The following is a 17,635-nucleotide window of genomic DNA, read 5'->3' as shown; positions in this document are numbered from 1 at the left end:
GGCTCGACCACCTCCGCGGGCGGGGCGCCCTCTCGGTACGTGGTCGAGCAGCGAGCGCCAGCGAGCGCGTCGAGACCCGAGCAGCGCCGTCTCGGTAGATGGTCGAGCAGCGAGCGCCAGCGAGCGCGTCGAGACCTCCGCAGCCGCGAACCTCCTACCGCGCGGCGGCCTTCTTCTTCGCGGCGCGCTTCGCGGTGGCCTTCTTCGCCTTCGTCCCGGCGGACTTCTTCCGTGCCGCCGTGGTCGGCGCCGGCGTCGACGCGCGGCCGCCCTCGAGCAGCGGGAGCAGGAACTGGCCGGTATAGCTCTCCGGGGTGTCGGCGACCTGCTCGGGCGTGCCCTCGGCGAGCAGCGTGCCTCCGCCACGACCGCCCTCGGGCCCCATGTCGACCAGCCAGTCGGCGGTCTTGATGACGTCGAGGTTGTGCTCGATCACCAGCACCGTGTTGCCCGCGTCGACCAGCCGGCCGAGCACGAGCAGCAGCTTGCGGATGTCCTCGAAGTGCAGTCCGGTCGTGGGCTCGTCGAGGACGTAGACCGTGCGACCGGTCGAGCGCTTCTGCAGCTCGGAGGAGAGCTTGACCCGCTGGGCCTCACCACCGGAGAGCGTCGTGGCCGGCTGCCCGAGGCGGACGTACCCGAGTCCTACCTCGACCAGCGTCTTCAGGTGTCGCGCGATGGCCGGGATCGCGGCGAAGAAGTCGACCGCCTCCTCGATCGGCATGTCGAGGACCTCGGCGATGGTCCTGCCCTTGTAGTGCACCTCGAGCGTCTCGCGGTTGTAGCGCGCGCCCAGGCAGACCTCGCAGGGGACGTAGACGTCGGGCAGGAAGTTCATCTCGATCTTGATCGTGCCGTCGCCCGCGCACGCCTCGCAGCGACCGCCCTTGACGTTGAACGAGAACCGGCCCTGCTGGTAGCCGCGAACCTTGGCCTCGGGCGTCGAGGCGAAGAGCTTGCGCACGTGGTCGAAGACGCCGGTGTACGTCGCCGGGTTCGACCTCGGAGTACGTCCGATCGGCGACTGGTCGACGTGGATCACCTTGTCGACGTGCTCGACCCCCGTGATCTTCGTGTGCCGCCCGGGGACCGTGCGGGCGTTGTAGATCTGCTTGGCCAGCGAGGTGTAGAGGATGTCGTTGACCAGCGTGGACTTCCCCGAGCCGGACACGCCGGTGACGGCGGTGAAGACCCCGAGCGGGAACGAGACGTCGATGTCCCTGAGGTTGTTCTCCCGGGCGCCGTGGACGGTGAGCTCGCGCCCCTTCGTCCGAGGACGGCGCACCTCGGGGACCGGGATCTCCTCCCGGCCCGAGAGGTAGCGGCCGGTCGGGCTGTCGGGGTGCTCGAGGAGTTCGCCGACGGTGCCGGAGTGCACCACCTGGCCACCGTGCTCACCCGCACCGGGGCCGACGTCCACGACCCAGTCCGCGGCGCGGATGGTGTCCTCGTCGTGCTCGACGACGATGAGGGTGTTGCCGAGGTCCTTGAGCCGCACCAGCGTCTCGATCAGGCGCTGGTTGTCGCGCTGGTGCAGGCCGATGCTGGGCTCGTCGAGGACGTAGAGCACCCCGACCAGCCCGGCACCGATCTGCGTGGCCAGCCTGATCCGTTGCGCCTCGCCACCGGACAGCGAGCCCGAGGGCCGGTCCAGCGAGAGGTAGTCCAGCCCGACGTCGAGCAGGAACCGCAGCCGCTCCTGGATCTCCTTGAGCACCCGCTCGGCGATCTGCTTCTCCCGGGCGCTGAGCTCCACCGTGCCGAGGAAGTGCGAGGTCTCGTCGATCGACATCGCGCAGACCTCCGCGATCGACTTCTCCCCCACCGTGACCGCCATGGACACCGGCTTGAGCCGCGAGCCCTTGCACACCGGGCAGGGCACCTCCCGCATGAAGCCCTCGAACCGCTCGCGGCTGGTGTCGGACTCCGCCTCGCGGTGCCGACGCTCGACGTACGGGATCACGCCCTCGAAGGAGGTGTAGTACGAGCGCTCCCGCCCGTAGCGGTTGCGGTGCCGCACGTGGACCTTCGTCGGGTGGCCCAGGAGGATCGCGTCACGTGCCTCGCGAGGGATGTCCTGCCAGGGGTCGTCCGTGGTGAACCCGAGCTCCTGGCCGAGCGCCTCGAGCAGCCGACCGAAGTAGTCGGCGACGTGGGCGCCGCTCCACGGCTGGATGATCCCGTCGGCCAGCGTGCCGCCCGGATCGGTCACCACGAGCTCGGGGTCGACCTCCATCTTGGTGCCGATCCCGGTGCACTCGGGGCAGGCACCGAAGGGCGAGTTGAACGAGAACGAGCGCGGCTCGAGGTCGTCGGTGTCGATGGCGTGGTCGTTGGGGCACGACATCTTCTCGGAGAACTTCTGCTCGCGGTCCGGGTCGTCCGCGGCGAGGTCGACGTAGTCGAAGACGACCAGCCCGCCGGCGAGGCCGAGCGCCGTCTCGACCGAGTCGGTCAGCCGCTGCTTGGCGGTGGGCTTGACCGCCAGCCGGTCCACGACGACCTCGATGGTGTGCTTCTTCTGCTTGGCCAGGACGGGCCCGTCGGTCAGGTCGGCCAGCTGGCGGGTGTCCCCGTCCACGCGGACCCGGCTGTAGCCCTGGGTCTGCAGCTGCGTGAAGAGGTCGACGTACTCGCCCTTGCGGCCACGGATCACCGGGGCGAGGACCTGGAACCGGGTGCCTTCGTCGGAGGCCATCACGCGGTCGACGATCTGCTGCGGCGTCTGCCGCTCGATCGGCGCGCCGCAGACCGGGCAGTGCGGTCGTCCGGCGCGCGCGAACAGCAACCGGAGGTAGTCGTACACCTCGGTGATCGTCCCGACCGTGGACCGCGGGTTCTTCGACGTGGACTTCTGGTCGATGGAGACCGCGGGCGAGAGTCCCTCGATGAAGTCGACGTCGGGCTTGTCCATCTGCCCGAGGAACTGACGGGCGTACGCCGAGAGCGACTCGACGTAGCGGCGCTGCCCCTCGGCGAAGATCGTGTCGAAGGCCAGCGAGGACTTGCCCGACCCCGAGAGGCCCGTGAAGACGATCAGCGAGTCCCGCGGCAGGTCGAGGGAGACGTCCTTGAGGTTGTGCTCGCGCGCGCCTCGGATGACGAGCTGGTCGGCCACGGGTGTCCTTCGGGTCTCGGCGGGTGATCGAACAAGTGTTCGCGAAGATCGGGCGTCCCGCAAGTCGCGCCGCGGCACCGATCCAATCTCTCACGCAGGCCGCCGGTCTCCACCGCCTGTCCGGGTGACGTCGGCCGTGCGCCCGGGCACGGCAGGTCTCGCCCCGCTCAGTGCGCTCCGCGCAGGTTCAGCACGACGACGCCGGCGACGATCAGCAGCACGGCCAGCACCGACACCGCGTCGAGCTTCTGCCCGAGGAGGGTCACGCCGACCAGCGCGATCGCCGCGGTGCCCGCGCCCGACCAGGTCGCGTAGACGATCGCCACATCGAGGTGCCGGACGAGGACGGCGAGCAGCCAGGCCGACACGGCGTACCCGAGCACGACCACGAGCGTCCACCCGGGCACGGTGAAGCCGTCGGTACGCGGCAGCACGGCAGTCGCCCCGACCTCGGCGGCGATCGCCAGCGCGAGCACCGGAACCACGAACCACATGACGACCTCCGTGCGTGTAGCGACTGCTACGCTCGAATGTAGCAACCGCTACAACACCCAGCAACCCGACGGAGACCCTCCGTGTCGAGACCCGCGTCACCGCCGCCGAGCGACCGCCGGCAGGAGCTCGCCGAGCAGGCCACCGACCACGTCCTGGCCCACGGGCTGATCGGCCTCAGCCTGCGCCCGCTCGCGAGGGCGATCGGCACCAGCGACCGGATGCTGCTCTACCACTTCGCCGACAAGGGCGACCTCGTCGCGACCGTGCTGCGCCTCGCCAACGACCGCTCGGTCGACGGACTGGCCGCACTCCCCCGGTCCTCCGGTCCGTCCGCCGCCGTCCACGACCTGTGGGCCGCGCTGAGCAGCAGCCCCCTGCTCGGCTACGTCAGGGTCTACGTGGAGGCCAGCGCGCTCGGGCTGCTCGGCGAGGAGCCGTACGCCGGCGTGGTCGCGGAGTCCAACCGCAGCTGGTACGCCGCCCTCGCCGCGCACCTGCGCGAGAGCGGCGTGCCCGACCACCTCGCCGACCGCGCCACGGGTCTCGTCGACGCGTGCGTCCTCGGTCTGCTGCTCGACCTGCCGCTCGGCGAGCGCGACGCCGGGCACCGCGAGCGCCGCACGGCGGTCGTCGCCGATCTCGCTGCGACGGTCGCGGCGCTGTCGGAGGCACCGTCCGGGGACTGACCTACGATCGGCCGACATGAGCTACTCCGGATCGGTCTCACCCGGCGGCGACGCGGATGTCCGCGAGCTCGGGGCCCTGCACATCACGAAGGTCGCGGTCGACCCGGAGATGTCCAACAACTGCTACCTGCTCCGCTGCGCCGCCACCGGTGAGCAGCTGCTGATCGACGCCGCCGCGGAGTCCAGCACGCTGCTCCCGCTGCTCGGCGAGGACGGGCTCGCCACCGTGGTCACCACCCACCAGCACTGGGACCACCACCGCGCCCTGTCCGACGTCGTCGCCGCCACCGGCGCGACGACCGTGGCGGGCGAGCCCGACGCCGACGCCATCACCGAGCAGACCGGCGTCGCGGTCGACCGGCGGGTCGGCGACGGCGACACCGTGAGCGTCGGGGACGTCACCCTGGACGTGATCCATCTGGTCGGTCACACGCCGGGCTCGATCGCGCTGGTCTGGGCCGACCCGGACGGCGAGGCGTCGTACTCCCACCACCTGTGGACGGGCGACAGCCTGTTCCCCGGCGGTGTCGGCAACACCTTCGGCGACGGCGAGGCGTTCTCCCGGCTGGTCGACGACGTCGAGGCCAAGGTCTTCGACCGGCTCCCCGACGAGACCTGGTTCTACCCCGGGCACGGCGAGGACTCGACCCTCGGCGAGCAGCGTCCGCACGTGGCCGCGTGGCGCGAGCGGGGCTGGTAGTCCCCGCCCCCTGCCCGCGCGGTGGCTTGGCCGGACAGGCACGATGGTCGGCGGCCAGTCCACGACCACCGAAAGGTCTACACCCATGAAGCTCCGGTCCAACGCCGTCGTCGGCGCGGCGCTCGGCGTCGTCGTCCTGGCCCTCGTCGCGGTGTTCGGCATCGTGCTGCCGAAGGCGCACGGCGACGAGTCCGGGTCGGCACCGGACCTGCCCGCCAAGGCGGGCGGCTTCGTCGCCCTCGACTCGGGCCAGCTGCCCGCGGCGCTCCAGCAGCAGATCGGCAGCGTGCCGGTGGTCCGCAAGGCGCAGAAGGAGGCCCGTACCGGCCTGGAGAAGGTGAACGGGACCGCCGTCGCGTACCGCTACTACGTCTCGCCGGACCGGCAGGCCCTCGCCGCGGTGACGGTCGTCCCCGGCGACCCCGGCCTGTTCAGCCCGGACGGCCCGCCGGTCGCCGCCGCGCCGCAGCAGCAGGCCAGCTACCAGCTGCGCAAGGTCTCCGGAGCGGTGTGCGCGGAGTACTACACCCAGCAGCAGGCCTCGGTGCCGGGGCAGAGCGGCGGCGCAGCGCAGCTCTCCCGCGTCCACTGCCAGCTCGGCGCCGACGGCGACACCTACGACGTCGACGCCCGCGGCCTCACGACCGCCAAGACGGTCTCCCTGCTGAAGAGCCTCGCCTCCGCCTGAGCGGGCCACGGCGGCGCGGCGTCCCACCCGTCAGGTGCGCGGCTCGAGCCGGTAGTGCAGGCGTACCGCGCTCGCGCGGCCCAGCCGCAGGTCGTGGTCCGTACGCACGACGCCCTCGCCGTCGACGTGCACGCGGAACGTCTCGTGGACCGGCGCCCGGGAGGCGAACGTCCCTCGGCCGTGCTCGACGACGACGTACGCCCCGTCGGCGCCGAAGGCCCCTGCCGGGGAACGCAGCAGGAGGGACCCGTCCGGGCCGTTCTCCGGGCGCAGGAACACCTGCACGTTGCCTCGCTCGAGCGGGAACGCGACGTGCACGCTCGGCCGGTCGGCTCCGGGCAGCGTGCGGGTCGAGTAGCAGCCCGAGTAGACGACCGTGCCCGTCTCCCGCAGCGAGCGCAGCCAGCCTGCGGCGCGCTGCCGGCCGTCGGCACCGCGGATCACGACCACCCGGCTGTCCATGCCGTGGGCGACGTCGAGCGAACGGGTGGGGAGCGCGAGCTGGCCGACCCGGGTGCCGAACAGCCTCGAGATCAGCTCGCCGCCCGGCCACGCCCAGGCCGACCACCCCACCCAGACCTCCATCCGCCAGCGGGCGGTGTGCTCGTAGAAGTCCCGGACGCGCGGGTCCAGCTCGCCCGCGCGGAAGCCGGGGCCGTCCAGGACGGACATGTCGGCGAGGAGTCCGCCGTCCGGGGACTCGACCGCCTCGCCGGACCAGCGGGCGGCGTACTCCTCGAGCCACCCCTCGCCGACCCTCTCGCCCTCGCTGCTGGTCGGCCCGGCGAGCCACGTGTGCGCACCGTCGAGCGCGACCTCGCGCCCGACGCCGCGCCACCAGGTGCGGGTCAGCAGGTCGAGGCGGGACACCACGCCCTCCTCAGGCCAGGAGGTCGGCGATCCGGCGCACCTGGTCCGCCTCGGTGAGGCTGAGCAGCACGGTGGTGACGCCGGCGTCCTCCCACTCGGCGACCTTGTCGCGCACCTTCGCCTCGTCGCCGACGATGTGCAGCGCGTCGATCAGCTCGTCGGGGATCGCGGCGACCGCCTCCTCCTTGCGTCCGGCCAGGTAGAGGTCCTGCACCCGGTCGGCGAGCTCGGCGTACCCCATCCGGGTGAAGACGTCCTTGTGGAAGTTCTGCCCCTTGGCGCCCATGCCACCCATGTAGAGGGCGATGGACGGCTTGAGGCCGGCCATGACCCGCTGCGGCTCGTCGGTGATCTCCAGGTGCACGGTGGCGGCGATCTCGAAGTCCTCACGGGTGCGCCGCGCCCCGTCGCGGGCGAAGCCCTCGTCGAGCCACTCGGCGTACATCGGCGCCACGGAGGGCGAGTAGAACAGCGGGATCCAGCCGTCGGCGATCTCCGCGGTCTGCGCGACGTTCTTCGGGCCCTCCGCGCCGAGCCAGATGGGGACGTCGGAACGCAGCGGGTGGACGATCGGCTTCAGCGGCTTGCCCAGCCCGACCGAGCCCTCGCCGGTGTACGGCAGCGGGTAGTGCGGCCCGTCGTTGGTCACCGGCGCCTCGCGGGCCAGCACCTGGCGCACGACGTCGACCACCTCACGCGTGCGCGCCAGGGGCTTGGCGAAGGGGGCGCCGTACCAGCCCTCGACGACCTGCGGGCCCGAGACGCCCATGCCGAGCACGAACCGCCCGCCCGAGAGGTGGTCGAGGGTGAGCGCGTGCATGGCGATCGAGGTCGGGGTACGACCCGACATCTGCACGATCGAGGTGCCCAGGCGCAGCCGCTCGGTCTCACGGCCCCACCAGGCCAGCGGGGTGAAGGCGTCCGAGCCCCACGCCTCGGCCGTGAACAGCGCGTCGAAGCCGGACTCCTCCGCGGCCGCGACCAGCTCGGCCGTCCCCGTCGGGGGCTGTGCTCCCCAGTAACCCAGCTGCAGTCCCAGCTTCATGCGGTCCTCCTCGTCGTGGTGGTCGCCTCACCCTAGGGTTTTCTGCCCTCGGCGAACCTCCGGCCGCCTGTCGGCGGGCCGGTCTAGGGTCGCGGCATGGGTGACGTCGTCCGCCTCCGGTCCACGCAGCGTCCCGAGCCTGTTCGCGAGCCTGAGCCGCTGCCGCCGCTGTGGCGCGAGGCGGTCGGTGCGGAGATCCGTCGGGCCCGGCACGACGCCGAGCGCACCCTCGGTGACGTGGCCGAGCGGGCCGGCATCTCGACGGCGTACCTCTCGGAGGTCGAGCGCGGCCGCAAGGAGCCGAGCTCGGAGGTCCTCGACGCGATCGCGGGAGCGCTGGAGCTCCGGCTGGTCGACCTCACCTACCGCGTCACCCGGCAGCTGGCCGGTGCGCGCGACCTGACCAGCCGGACGACCGGACCCGGCCGCCCGACCGGTCCGGTCGCCCTCGCCGTCTGAGTCGGCCCTCGTCAGGCGGCGACCCGCTTGCGGCTGGCCAGCACGGTGTCCGCCAGCCCGTAGTCGACCGCGCCCTGCGCGGTGAGCACGAGGTCGCGCGCGGTGTCCGCGCGCAGCTTGTCCACGCTCTGCCCGGTGTGCGCGGCGAGCACGTCCTCCATCTCGCTGCGCAGGCGGACGATCTCCGCCGCCTGCAGCGCGAGGTCGGGCAGCGTGCCCTGCCCGCCGCCGGAGGGCTGGTGCAGCACGACCCGCGAGCGCGGCAGCACCATCCGCCGCCCCCGCTCGCCGCCGGCGAGCAGGATCGCCGCCGACGAGGCCGCCTGCCCGACGCAGATGGTGGCCACGGGTGCGGCGACGTACTGCATCGCGTCGTAGATCGCGAACATCGCTGTCACCGATCCGCCCGGGGAGTTGAGGTAGAGGTCGATCGGCGCCGTCGGGCTCTCCGACTCCAGGTGCAGGAGCTGAGCGATGACGACGTTGGCGACGCCGTCGTCGACCTCGGTGCCGATGTAGACGATCCGGTCTGAGAGCAGCCTGCTGTAGATGTCGACCGCCCGCTCACCGTGGAGCGTCTTCTCCACGACGCTCGGGATGGTGTAGGAGGTCATCGGGCGCTCGCCCCCATCCCCATGCCGCGGTGGCCGCGGGCCGGCGTCACGGCGGCCACGTCGCTGAGCACCTGGTCGACGAAGCCGTAGTCGAGCGCCTGCTCGGCACTGAACCAGCGATCGCGGTCGGAGTCGCGCTCGACGGTCTCCCGGGGCTGCCCCGTGTGCTCGGCGATCAGCCCGAGCACCACACGCTTGGTGTGCTCGAGGTTCTCCGCCTGGATCTCGATGTCGACCGCCGTGCCGCCGATCCCGGCCGAGCCCTGGTGCATCAGCACCCGTGCGTGCGGCAGTGCGTAACGCTTGCCCGGCGTACCGGCCGAGAGCAGGAACTGCCCCATGCTCGCGGCCAGCCCCATCGCCAGCGTGCTGACGTCGTTCGGGATCAGCCGCATCGTGTCGTAGATGGCCAGGCCCGCCGAGACCGAGCCGCCGGGAGAGTTGATGTAGAGGCTGATGTCGGCGTTCGGGTCCTCCGCCGAGAGCAGCAGCAGCTCGGCGCACAGCCGGTTGGCGATGCCGTCCTCGACCTCCTGGCCGAGAACGATGATGCGCTGGTGCAGCAGCCGTGCGGTCAGCTGGTCGTCCAGCGACCCCACGGGGGTGGTGGGTGCTTGTGTCATGTCGTCTCCTTCGTCGTGGGCGGTACGCGGCCAGCGTGGGCTGCCGCGCCCGCCCACCACGACGGCTTCTGCCCAGCGCGGATCTGCTGTGCGCTGATCCGCGCGCAGACGATCTGCCGACGGCCGGGCCCGCCCCCGGCACCACTCGGTCGGGCGCCGTACGCTCGGGCCCGTGATCGAACTGCGCTCCCCCGCCGAGATCGAGCAGATGCGTCCCGCCGGCCGCTTCGTCGCCGAGGTCGTCACGGCGCTGAAGGCCAAGGCCGACGTCGGCGTCAACCTCCTCGAGCTCGACGAGCTCGCCCACGCGATGATCCGCGACCGCGGCGCGGAGTCCTGCTACATCGACTACCACCCGTCGTTCGGCGCGATGCCCTTCGGCAAGGTCCTGTGCACGTCGGTGAACGACGCCGTCCTGCACGGGCTCCCGCACGACTACGTGCTGGCCGACGGCGACCTGCTCAGCGTTGACTTCGCGTGCGCGGTCGACGGCTGGGTCTCGGACTCGGCCTACAGCATGGTGGTGGGCACGGCCCGCCAGGAGGACCTCGACCTCATCGAGACGACCTCGCGCGCGCTCGACGCCGGCATCGCGCAGGCTCGGGCCGGCAACCGCCTCGGCGACATCTCGGCGGCGATCGGTGAGGTGGCCCGCGGTGCCGGGCTGGGGGTCAACACCCAGTTCGGCGGGCACGGCGTGGGCCGCACCATGCACGGCGACCCGCACGTGCCCAACGACGGCAGGGCCGGCCGTGGTCTGCGGCTGCGGCCGGGGCTGGTGATCGCGATCGAGCCGTGGTTCCTGCACACCACCGACGAGATCTTCACGGACCCCGACGGCTGGACGATCCGCGCCCAGGACGGGTCGCGCGGCGCCCACATGGAGCACACCGTCGCCATCACGATGGACGAGGCCATCGTGCTGACCGACCGCGGGGACCGCGCGGCCGCCTGAGTCCGCTCAGCCGGTCACGCAGTCGGCGAGCTGGGGCTGGATCTTGGCCTCCGCGTCCTCGTCGGTCGTGCTCAGCTTGTAGCCCCGCTCGCCGTCGGCGACCGCGCGCAGCGCCTCGTCGGAGAGGTCGGAGGCGAGGAACACCTTCGCCGCGCAGTCGGCCTGCTGCTCGGTCAGCTTCACGTCGGAGCCGCCGGAGGTCGAGACGCCCTTCTGGAGCGTGTCCGAGATCTCGTCGCCGCTGGGCCGTCCTCCGCCGCACGCCGCGGTCACCAGGACGAGCGTCGTCGCGCCCAGCACACCCGCCCGCAGTCTCACCCTCACACCTCTCCGCGCTTGGTCGTCCGAGGTGAACGTACCGAACGCCGGTGGGCTACCGCCGACCGCACCGTCCCTCGGCGCACCGCTCGCGGGTGGCGACCAGGCCCATCGCCCAGCAGGTCGGGCAGCCGCGCCAGGCCACGACCGTGCCGACCAGCCCGAGCAGGGCCCACGGGTGGTCCCCGGCCAGCACGAGCGCACCGACGAGGAGGACCAGCCCGACCACGCCGCGGACCAGGTGGACCGCGACCGAGGAGGACCCGAAGAGCGCGCCGGTCGGGTCCGGGGAGGCCGGGGGCGTCGGCGACGGACGCCGCTCGGTCGGGACGGGAGTGCTCACGCACCCAGCCTAGGTCGCGTCATCGGCGTGAGGGATCCCCCACAGCCCGCACCGGGTCACGACGCCGATGACCGCTGCTAGGTTCCGATCCATGCGCTCAGCCAAGGACTTCTTCCGCCCGTTGGCGGTCGGTGCCCCCGACCCGCTCCGCGAGATCCCGGCTCGACCTTCACGGGCGATCCACTTCTTCGACCCGTCCAACCCGAAGATGGCGGCCAAGGTGCCGGACATGGTCGGGACGGTCGACGTGCTCCTCGGGAACCTGGAGGACGCGGTCAAGGCCGAGAACAAGGACGCGGCCCGCGACGGACTCGTACGCATCGCCAAGGAGACCGAGACGCTCGGCGCACGGCGCGGGCCCACCCAGCTGTGGACCCGGGTCAACGCCCTCGACTCGCCGTGGGGCCTGGACGACCTGACGACGCTGGTCACCGAGATCGGCGACGTGCTCGACGTGATCATGGTGCCGAAGGTCGAGGGCGCCGAGGACATCCACTACGTCGACCGGCTGCTGGCCCAGCTCGAGGCCAAGGCCGGGCTCGACCAGCCGCTGATGGTGCACGCGATCCTCGAGACCGCCCGCGGGATGGTCAACGTCGAGGAGATCTGCGCGGCGTCGCCGCGGATGCAGGGCATCTCGCTCGGCCCGGCCGACATGGCCGCCGACCGGCGGATGAAGACCACCCGCGTCGGCGGCGGCCACCCGGGCTACCTGGTGCGCCAGGACCCCGCGGACGGCAGCGAGGAGTCCATCAACGCCCAGCGGACGACGTACCAGCAGGACCTGTGGCACTACACGATCTCGCGGATGGTCGACGCGTGCGTGAGCAACGGGATCTACCCGTTCTACGGGCCGTTCGGCGACATCGCGGACGTCGTCGCGTGCGAGGACCAGTTCCGCAACGCCTACCTGCTCGGCTGCGTGGGCACCTGGAGCCTGCACCCCAAGCAGATCGCCATCGCCAACAGCGTCTTCAGCCCGTCCGTGGAGGACGTGACCCACGCGCGTCGAGTCGTCGCCGCGATGGGCGACGGCACCGGCGCCGTGATGCTCGACGGGAAGATGGAGGACGACGCCTCCTGCAAGCAGTGCCTGGTGATGGTGCAGCTCGCCGAGCAGCTGGCGGCCGTCGACCCGGAGCTGAAGAAGCAGTACGACGCGATCGAGGTGGACGCATGAGCGCCGACGTCCTGCGGCCGCGCCGCTCCGTGCTCTACATGCCCTCCTCCAACGAGCGGGCGCTGGAGAAGGCGAAGTCGATCGCCTGCGACGGGCTGATCCTCGACCTCGAGGACGCCGTCGCCCCCGACGCCAAGCCGGCCGCTCGGGAGGCGGCCTGCACGGCGGCCGCGTCCGGCGAGTACGGGCGCCGCGAGCTGACCATCCGGGTCAACGGGATCGGGACCGAGTGGCACGACGACGACCTCGCCGCCGCGAGCGCCGCCGGCCCGGACGCGATCGTCGTACCCAAGGTGAACAGTGCCGACGAGGTGGTCGCGCTCGTCGCGGCAATGGAGGAGGCCGGCGCGCCCGAGCACACCAGGCTCTGGGCGATGATCGAGACGCCGGTGGCGATCCTCGACGTGCTGTCCATCGCGCGGGCCTCGGACCGCCTGGCCTGTTTCGTGATGGGCACCAACGACCTGGTCAAGGAGCTGTACGCCGAGCACGTCCCCGGGCGGGCGCCGATCCTGCCGTCGCTGCACCAGGCACTGCTCGCCGCCCGGGCCGCGGGGATCGCGATCCTCGACGGGGTCTACAACGACGTGAAGGACACCGACGGCTTCCTCGCCGAGTGCCGCCAGGGCCGCGAGATGGGCTTCGACGGCAAGACGCTGATCCACCCCGGGCAGGTCGAGGGCGCCAACACCGAGTTCGCCCCGTCCGAGGCGGCCGTCGAGGACGCCCGCGGGCTGATCGCGGCCTGGGAGGACGGCAAGGGGTCCGGCGTGGTGACGTACAACGGCAAGATGGTGGAGAACCTGCACGTCGAGTCCGCGCAGCGCACCCTCGCCGTCGCCGACGCGATCGGCGCCCTCCAGGACTGACCCGCGAGGCGGCGCGTCCGGGGCGTCGCCACCCGCCGGGTGCGGCGTCTCGGCTACTGCTCGACGATCACGGTGGTGGCCTTGACCACCGCGGTGGCGGGCGAGCCCGGCTCGAGGCCGAGGTCGTCGGCGGCCTCGCGGCTCATCAGGGACACGATCCGGTAGTCGCCGCAGGCCATCTCGACCTTCGCCATCACGCCGTCGCGCTCCACCGACGTCACGACGCCCGGCATCCGGTTGCGCGCGGACGAGGTCGCCGACGCGCGAGTGAGTCCGGCCATCAGAGGCTGAAGGTCCTCCGCACGCAGCACCCGCTGGTTGTTGTGCCGCTCGAAGGCGACCCGGCCCTGGCTCTCCCAGCGGCGCAGCGTGTCGACGGAGACGCCGAGCGCGGTAGCCACCTCGCCGATGCGCAGGTACTCCGCCATGGGGCGACTCTAGTGGCCTGCGTGCGAGATGCTTGGACGTTCGCGTCGCCAGGGTGCGTGCATCGCAAGGCGGCGTCGCGCAGGCATACCGGGCGTCTTTCCCAGCGAGGCCAACGCAGCGAGGTGCGTGCCATGGCGGCGCCAACCGTCTGATGATCTCGTGCGCAGGGCACTAGGGTGTGTTGCTAAACCGCTGGCCGTCGCGAGCGTCGTCCAGCGCGTGCGATGGCAAGGCGCGGGAGCGCAGGCGGGCCGGTGGCCCGTCAAGCGAGCGCAACGCAGCCAGCGTGCGTGATGGGCGGCGCGGAGCAGGCCATGGGTTTAGCAACGCGCCCTAGTGCCGGCCGGTGCGTCGCCGCCCCTCGACGTCGTACGACACACCGCCGGCGACGTCGAGCCGCACGCCGTCGCCCACGCGCCACTCCCCCGCGTCCCGGCAGCGCAGCCGCCCGTCCGCGACCTCGACGTCGAGCAGGACACCGTCCTCGGTGCCGACGACGCGGACGACCCGGCCGGCCAGCGCGCCGTCGGCCGAGACGCGCACGTGGGCGGGACGGGTCAGCAGGGAGCCGCCTGACTCCGCGAGGTGGCCGTCGTACCCGAGGAAGCGTGCGACCTGTGCGGTCGGCGGCGCGGCCAGCAGGTCGCGCGGCGGACCGTCGGCGACCACCCGTCCCTCGGTGAGGACGACGACCCGATCGGCGAGTGCCCACGCGTCCGCACGGTCGTGGACGACGACGACCACGGCACCGGACGCGTCTCGCAGCGCCGAGGAGGTGTCCTCGACCAGCGACTGGTGGGTCTCGCCGTCGAGGCCGGCGAACGGCTCGTCGAGGAGGAGTACGTCCGGCCGGCAGGCCACGCCGCGAGCCACGTGCACGCGCCGGCGCTCGCCTCCCGACAGCGCTGCCGAGGGTCGCGCGGCCAGGTGCGCCGCGCTCATCTGCTCGAGCGCCTCCATGGCCCGGGTGCGCCGCCCGGGGCGGGGCACGCCCCACCACGCGAGCGCGAGCTCGACGTTGGCGCGGACGGTGCGACGGGCGAGCCCGGGTGCCTGCAGCACCGTCGCCACACGCCCGTGGCGGCTCACGCTTCCCGCGGCGGCCGGCGCCACGCCTCCGAGGCACTCCAGCAGCGTGCTCTTCCCCGCACCGTTGGGGCCGAGCAGGGCGACGACCTCTCCGGGCGCGACCGACAGGTCGACGTCGTGCACCACCCGTGCGCCGCCGCGGGCGACCGACAGCCCCGAGACGTCGAGGAGGGCGCTCACGAGGCACGCACCGTGGCGCGCGGACCGCGGCGGCCGGCGTACTGCAGCCAGGTCAGCGCCGCCACGACCAGCAGGATCAGCGCCAGCAGCAGGATGCCGACCGCCATCGCGCCGGCGTAGTCACCGGCCCCGACGCGTTGCAGCGCGGCGCTTGCCAGCGTCTGGTCGTAGCCGACGACGTTGCCGCCGACGAGCACGACCGCGCCGACCTCGGACAGCCCGCCGCCGATCGCGGCGATGGTCGCGGCGAGGATGCCGATGCGGGCCTCACGGACCGCGAGCACGCCGAGGGCCAGGCGCGAGGCGCCGAATGCCCGTCCCTGGTCGAGCAGCCCGACGGGCAGGTCCCGGATCGCGGACGCGGTCAGCGCGACGACGACGGGCACGGCGAGGACGGTCTGGGCGACGTACACACCCTTGAGCGAGAAGCCGAGCCTCAGGAAGCCCAACGGCGCCTCGGGGAAGAACAGCAGCGTGAGCACCACCCCGACCAGCACCGGCGGCAGGCCGAGGCCGGCGTTGGCGAGGACGAGCAGGGCGCCGCGGCCGCGGAACCGTCCGATGCCGAGCGCGACCCCGATCGGCAGCCCGATGACCAGTCCGGCCAGGGTCGAGACGCCGGCCACCTGCAGGGTCACGCGGACGACCTGCCAGATCCCGGAGCCGGGGGTGGTGATCTCCTGCCAGGCCTGCCGCAGTCCCTCGAGGAAGAAGCTCACGGTGTCGCCGGAGCACTCGGCGAGGCCGCGGCTCCGCCCTTCTTGGGTACGACGTACACCAGGCGACCGTCCTTCAACCGGTACACCTGCCCGACCTGCGTCCCCTGCCCGACCACCTTGCGATCGCTGCTCGGCACCTGCTTGACCTGGGCGTCCTTGGGCACGGTGATCTGGTCCTTCGGCCGCTGCACGGACTGCTCGGTGAACTGCTTGGACAGCTGCAGCGACGACAGCGCGGCGAGCAGGAAGCCGAGGGAGAGCACGATGCCGATGTCGAACATGTTGACCAGCCCGTCCAGCGGGTCGCCGGCGCGGTCCTCATGGCTGGTGGCGCGGCGACGGACGGGGATCACGGCGCGCTCCCGACCGGTACGTCGGCCGCCGTCGCGGTCCCAGGCCTCTCCTCGCGCAGCTCCGGCAGGTCGCCGGGCTCGGCGGTGAGGACGGAGGCGACGTACTCGAGGTCGGAGAGGCTCTGGGAGTAGATCCGGTCGCGGTACAGCGACAGCGCGAACCCGGCCAGCCCGACCAGCAGGCCCAGCACGGTGACGCTGAAGGCCAGCTGCAGGTTGTCGGTCAGCGAGGTGACGTTGCCGCGGGCCAGCCCCTCGAGCGCCGGCGAGAGCGGGATCAGCGTGCCCATCAGGCCGAGCGCCGGGCCGGTGCGGACCAGCAGCCGGGTGCGCCCGAGCCGGCGTGTGCAGTCGAAGTCGTAGTCGGCGAGCTGCTTGGCCATCAGCGGCTCGGCCCCGGGCGTGCCGGCCAGGTGCGCCCACCGGTCCAGCACGCGGCGCATCGACGGTGTCCAGGCGGCGCCGGCCAGCGTGGTCGCCGCCTGGTCGCGGTCGCCGGCGTCGACGGCGGTACGCCCCGCGCGGGCCGCGCGCGCCAGCGCCGGGAACCGACGTCGTACGACTTGGGCGAGCTCGAGCGCGAAGGCACCGATCTCGACCACCACGACGACCAGGCTGAGCACGGTGAGGATGACGACCGGCAGCTCGAGGGCGGCCGCGACCTTGAAGACGACCTGGTAGAAATCGTCGCTCACGAGGACCTCCATGGGGGTTCGGGGAGCCGGCGGGTCAGCCAGCGGGACCGGGTGGCGCTGCCGAGGCCGAGTAGCACGACGGGTACGCAGGCCAGCAGCCACCGCCAGTCGGTGGGCAGATCGGTCGCCCGGCGCGTGGTGGCGGACGCGACCTTCGGTGAGGACCCCGTCGGCTGCGGCACCGCCCGAGCCAGGGCCGCGTCGATCAGGATGCCGTTCACGCGCTCGCCGTCGGCGACGGGTTGCTGCTTCTGCTTGCCGCGCCGTCGCGTCGTGCCGCCGTCGGTCGAGGCGGTGGCCGGGCCGTTCGTCGTCGCCGACGTGCCGGGGCTGCCGGTGGTTCCACTGTCGTTGCTCCCGCGAGCACCCTGGCCACCCTGGCCCGCGCCCCCCTTCCCGCGCACCCCGCCGGCCTGCTTGCCCTGCCCCGATCCGCCGGTGGTGGGCCCGTTCTCGGTGTCACCACCGACACCGGGCGTCCCGGGGTCGGTCGGTGGGTCACCGACCTTGACCCTGAGGCCCGCGATCCCGCCACCGTCGGGCGTCTGGACGTCGGCGTGCACGGGATACCTGCCGTCGCCCTCCCACTGGTGGGTCACGCTTTGGCCCTTGCCCGGAGGAGAGCCGTCCCCGAAGTCCCACGTCACGGTGGCGTCCGCCGGCGGTGGCTCGCCGGCGACGGTCGCCGTGAAGGTGACCGGCTCGTCCTCGAGGCTGCTCGTCGGACCCTTCACGTCCACGTCCAACAGCGTGCCCGAGGCCTGGACGCTGCCGGTGATCTCGTGAGCGGCGAATTGGTCGACTCCCCCGCCCTGCTTGGACCGGATGAAAGTGATCTGCGCGCTTGCCGTGCTGGCTTGGTAGAAGGCCGGCGGCCGCTCCTCGGAGGTGCCCAGGTCCTCTCCGGACAGGGTCAGCGGCTGCGAGCCGTTCATGATCACGACACTCTCGACCTGCTGCGGACGGATGTGGAGCAGGTCCACGAGGATCGCGTGCACCGACGTCGTCTCCTGAGTCGTGCTGTAGTCGCCGTAATCCGTGTACCCACGATCACTGGCGCCCTTGACCGCGTCGACGGAGAAGGTCCGATGATCTGGCACGGCGGACCCGTCCTCCTGCACGTCGAGCGTCAGGCAGCCCTGGTCACAGACATCGGCGCCGACAGCCAGGGGAGCAGGTGCGGCGACGAGCATGCCGGCGGCCGCGG

The 17,635-nt window shown here is 72.3% G+C and carries 21 protein-coding genes; 7 read left to right on the top strand and 14 right to left on the bottom strand.

Annotated features, from left to right (window positions below):
* Window positions 1-154: 154 nt before the first annotated feature.
* Window positions 155-3,118 (bottom strand): excinuclease ABC subunit UvrA, encoded by a 2,964-nt coding sequence (gene uvrA, locus IEX42_RS01800; protein ID WP_188777715.1) that lies wholly within the window; start codon window positions 3,116-3,118, stop codon window positions 155-157.
* A 167-nt stretch (window positions 3,119-3,285) separates the two neighbouring features.
* Window positions 3,286-3,612 carry a DMT family transporter gene (locus IEX42_RS01795; protein WP_188777713.1) on the bottom strand — a complete coding sequence of 109 codons (327 nt, stop codon included), beginning with the start codon at window positions 3,610-3,612 and terminating at the stop codon, window positions 3,286-3,288.
* A gap of 81 nt (window positions 3,613-3,693) precedes the next feature.
* Between IEX42_RS01795 and IEX42_RS01790 the strand changes: the two genes are divergently transcribed.
* The 3 genes from IEX42_RS01790 (at window position 3,694) to IEX42_RS01780 (ending at window position 5,687) form a co-directional block, all read left to right on the top strand.
* Window positions 3,694-4,299, top strand: coding sequence for a TetR/AcrR family transcriptional regulator (locus tag IEX42_RS01790; protein ID WP_188777711.1), 606 nt, complete (start codon window positions 3,694-3,696; stop codon window positions 4,297-4,299).
* A gap of 16 nt (window positions 4,300-4,315) precedes the next feature.
* A complete protein-coding gene (locus IEX42_RS01785; RefSeq protein ID WP_188777709.1) occupies window positions 4,316-4,999 on the top strand; it encodes an MBL fold metallo-hydrolase in 684 nt (227 codons plus the stop codon).
* An 85-nt stretch (window positions 5,000-5,084) separates the two neighbouring features.
* On the top strand, window positions 5,085-5,687 hold the full coding sequence (locus tag IEX42_RS01780; protein WP_188777707.1) for a hypothetical protein: 603 nt from the start codon (window positions 5,085-5,087) through the stop codon (window positions 5,685-5,687).
* A gap of 30 nt (window positions 5,688-5,717) precedes the next feature.
* Here IEX42_RS01780 and IEX42_RS01775 read toward each other — a convergent pair whose 3' ends face one another.
* Window positions 5,718-6,557, bottom strand: a complete 840-nt coding sequence (locus IEX42_RS01775; RefSeq protein WP_229660506.1) for a hypothetical protein — start codon at window positions 6,555-6,557, stop codon at window positions 5,718-5,720.
* A 10-nt stretch (window positions 6,558-6,567) separates the two neighbouring features.
* Window positions 6,568-7,602: an LLM class F420-dependent oxidoreductase gene (locus IEX42_RS01770; RefSeq protein ID WP_188777703.1), complete on the bottom strand. Its 1,035-nt coding sequence runs from the start codon at window positions 7,600-7,602 to the stop codon at window positions 6,568-6,570.
* 96 nt (window positions 7,603-7,698) lie between these two features.
* Between IEX42_RS01770 and IEX42_RS01765 the strand changes: the two genes are divergently transcribed.
* Window positions 7,699-8,061, top strand: a complete 363-nt coding sequence (locus IEX42_RS01765; protein ID WP_188777701.1) for a helix-turn-helix domain-containing protein — start codon at window positions 7,699-7,701, stop codon at window positions 8,059-8,061.
* A gap of 11 nt (window positions 8,062-8,072) precedes the next feature.
* On the opposite strand, the gene IEX42_RS01760 is transcribed toward IEX42_RS01765, so the two are convergent.
* Both IEX42_RS01760 and IEX42_RS01755 read right to left on the bottom strand, forming a co-directional pair.
* Entirely contained in the window at window positions 8,073-8,675 is a 603-nt protein-coding gene (locus tag IEX42_RS01760) for a ClpP family protease (RefSeq protein ID WP_188777698.1), read from the bottom strand.
* Window positions 8,672-9,298 (bottom strand): ClpP family protease, encoded by a 627-nt coding sequence (locus IEX42_RS01755; RefSeq protein WP_188777690.1) that lies wholly within the window; start codon window positions 9,296-9,298, stop codon window positions 8,672-8,674. The genes IEX42_RS01760 and IEX42_RS01755 overlap by 4 nt, the downstream gene beginning before the upstream one ends.
* A 172-nt stretch (window positions 9,299-9,470) precedes the next feature.
* On the opposite strand from IEX42_RS01755, the gene map reads away from it, so the two are divergent.
* Complete coding sequence (map, locus tag IEX42_RS01750; protein ID WP_188777688.1) at window positions 9,471-10,253, top strand: type I methionyl aminopeptidase; 783 nt, start codon at window positions 9,471-9,473, stop codon at window positions 10,251-10,253.
* A 6-nt stretch (window positions 10,254-10,259) separates the two neighbouring features.
* Here the strand turns inward: map and IEX42_RS01745 are convergent, their stop codons facing one another.
* Both IEX42_RS01745 and IEX42_RS01740 read right to left on the bottom strand, forming a co-directional pair.
* Window positions 10,260-10,571, bottom strand: a complete 312-nt coding sequence (locus IEX42_RS01745; RefSeq protein ID WP_188777686.1) for a hypothetical protein — start codon at window positions 10,569-10,571, stop codon at window positions 10,260-10,262.
* A 55-nt stretch (window positions 10,572-10,626) separates the two neighbouring features.
* The gene (locus tag IEX42_RS01740) at window positions 10,627-10,914 is read right to left on the bottom strand and encodes a hypothetical protein (protein ID WP_188777684.1); all 288 of its coding nucleotides are present in this window, start codon (window positions 10,912-10,914) and stop codon (window positions 10,627-10,629) included.
* 91 nt (window positions 10,915-11,005) lie between these two features.
* Here IEX42_RS01740 and IEX42_RS01735 point away from each other — a divergent pair, with 91 nt between their 5' ends.
* Together IEX42_RS01735 and IEX42_RS01730 are read left to right on the top strand one after the other, a co-directional pair.
* Complete coding sequence (locus tag IEX42_RS01735; protein ID WP_188777682.1) at window positions 11,006-12,094, top strand: HpcH/HpaI aldolase/citrate lyase family protein; 1,089 nt, start codon at window positions 11,006-11,008, stop codon at window positions 12,092-12,094.
* Window positions 12,091-12,963, top strand: coding sequence for an HpcH/HpaI aldolase/citrate lyase family protein (locus IEX42_RS01730; protein ID WP_188777680.1), 873 nt, complete (start codon window positions 12,091-12,093; stop codon window positions 12,961-12,963). Before IEX42_RS01735 ends, IEX42_RS01730 begins: the two co-directional genes overlap by 4 nt.
* Window positions 12,964-13,016: 53 nt before the next feature.
* Here IEX42_RS01730 and IEX42_RS01725 read toward each other — a convergent pair whose 3' ends face one another.
* From IEX42_RS01725 to IEX42_RS01700, 6 genes are all read right to left on the bottom strand, one after another.
* A complete protein-coding gene (locus IEX42_RS01725) occupies window positions 13,017-13,391 on the bottom strand; it encodes a TOBE domain-containing protein (protein WP_188777678.1) in 375 nt (124 codons plus the stop codon).
* Window positions 13,392-13,725: 334 nt separating this feature from the next.
* On the bottom strand, window positions 13,726-14,661 hold the full coding sequence (locus IEX42_RS01720) for an ABC transporter ATP-binding protein (RefSeq protein WP_188777676.1): 936 nt from the start codon (window positions 14,659-14,661) through the stop codon (window positions 13,726-13,728).
* A complete protein-coding gene (locus IEX42_RS01715) occupies window positions 14,658-15,380 on the bottom strand; it encodes an ABC transporter permease (RefSeq protein ID WP_188777674.1) in 723 nt (240 codons plus the stop codon). Before IEX42_RS01715 ends, IEX42_RS01720 begins: the two co-directional genes overlap by 4 nt.
* Window positions 15,377-15,733 carry a DUF2149 domain-containing protein gene (locus tag IEX42_RS01710; RefSeq protein WP_229660505.1) on the bottom strand — a complete coding sequence of 119 codons (357 nt, stop codon included), beginning with the start codon at window positions 15,731-15,733 and terminating at the stop codon, window positions 15,377-15,379. The genes IEX42_RS01715 and IEX42_RS01710 overlap by 4 nt, the downstream gene beginning before the upstream one ends.
* Window positions 15,730-16,428, bottom strand: a complete 699-nt coding sequence (locus IEX42_RS01705) for a MotA/TolQ/ExbB proton channel family protein (protein ID WP_188777672.1) — start codon at window positions 16,426-16,428, stop codon at window positions 15,730-15,732. Before IEX42_RS01705 ends, IEX42_RS01710 begins: the two co-directional genes overlap by 4 nt.
* A complete protein-coding gene (locus tag IEX42_RS01700) occupies window positions 16,425-17,528 on the bottom strand; it encodes a PKD domain-containing protein (protein ID WP_188777670.1) in 1,104 nt (367 codons plus the stop codon). The genes IEX42_RS01705 and IEX42_RS01700 overlap by 4 nt, the downstream gene beginning before the upstream one ends.
* Between the last annotated feature and the right edge of the window lie 107 nt (window positions 17,529-17,635).

It is taken from the genome of Marmoricola endophyticus (genome assembly GCF_014644415.1).
In the GTDB taxonomy this organism is placed as follows: Bacteria; Actinomycetota; Actinomycetes; order Propionibacteriales; family Nocardioidaceae; genus Marmoricola; species Marmoricola endophyticus.
This window is presented reverse-complemented; position numbering and strand designations above follow the sequence as displayed.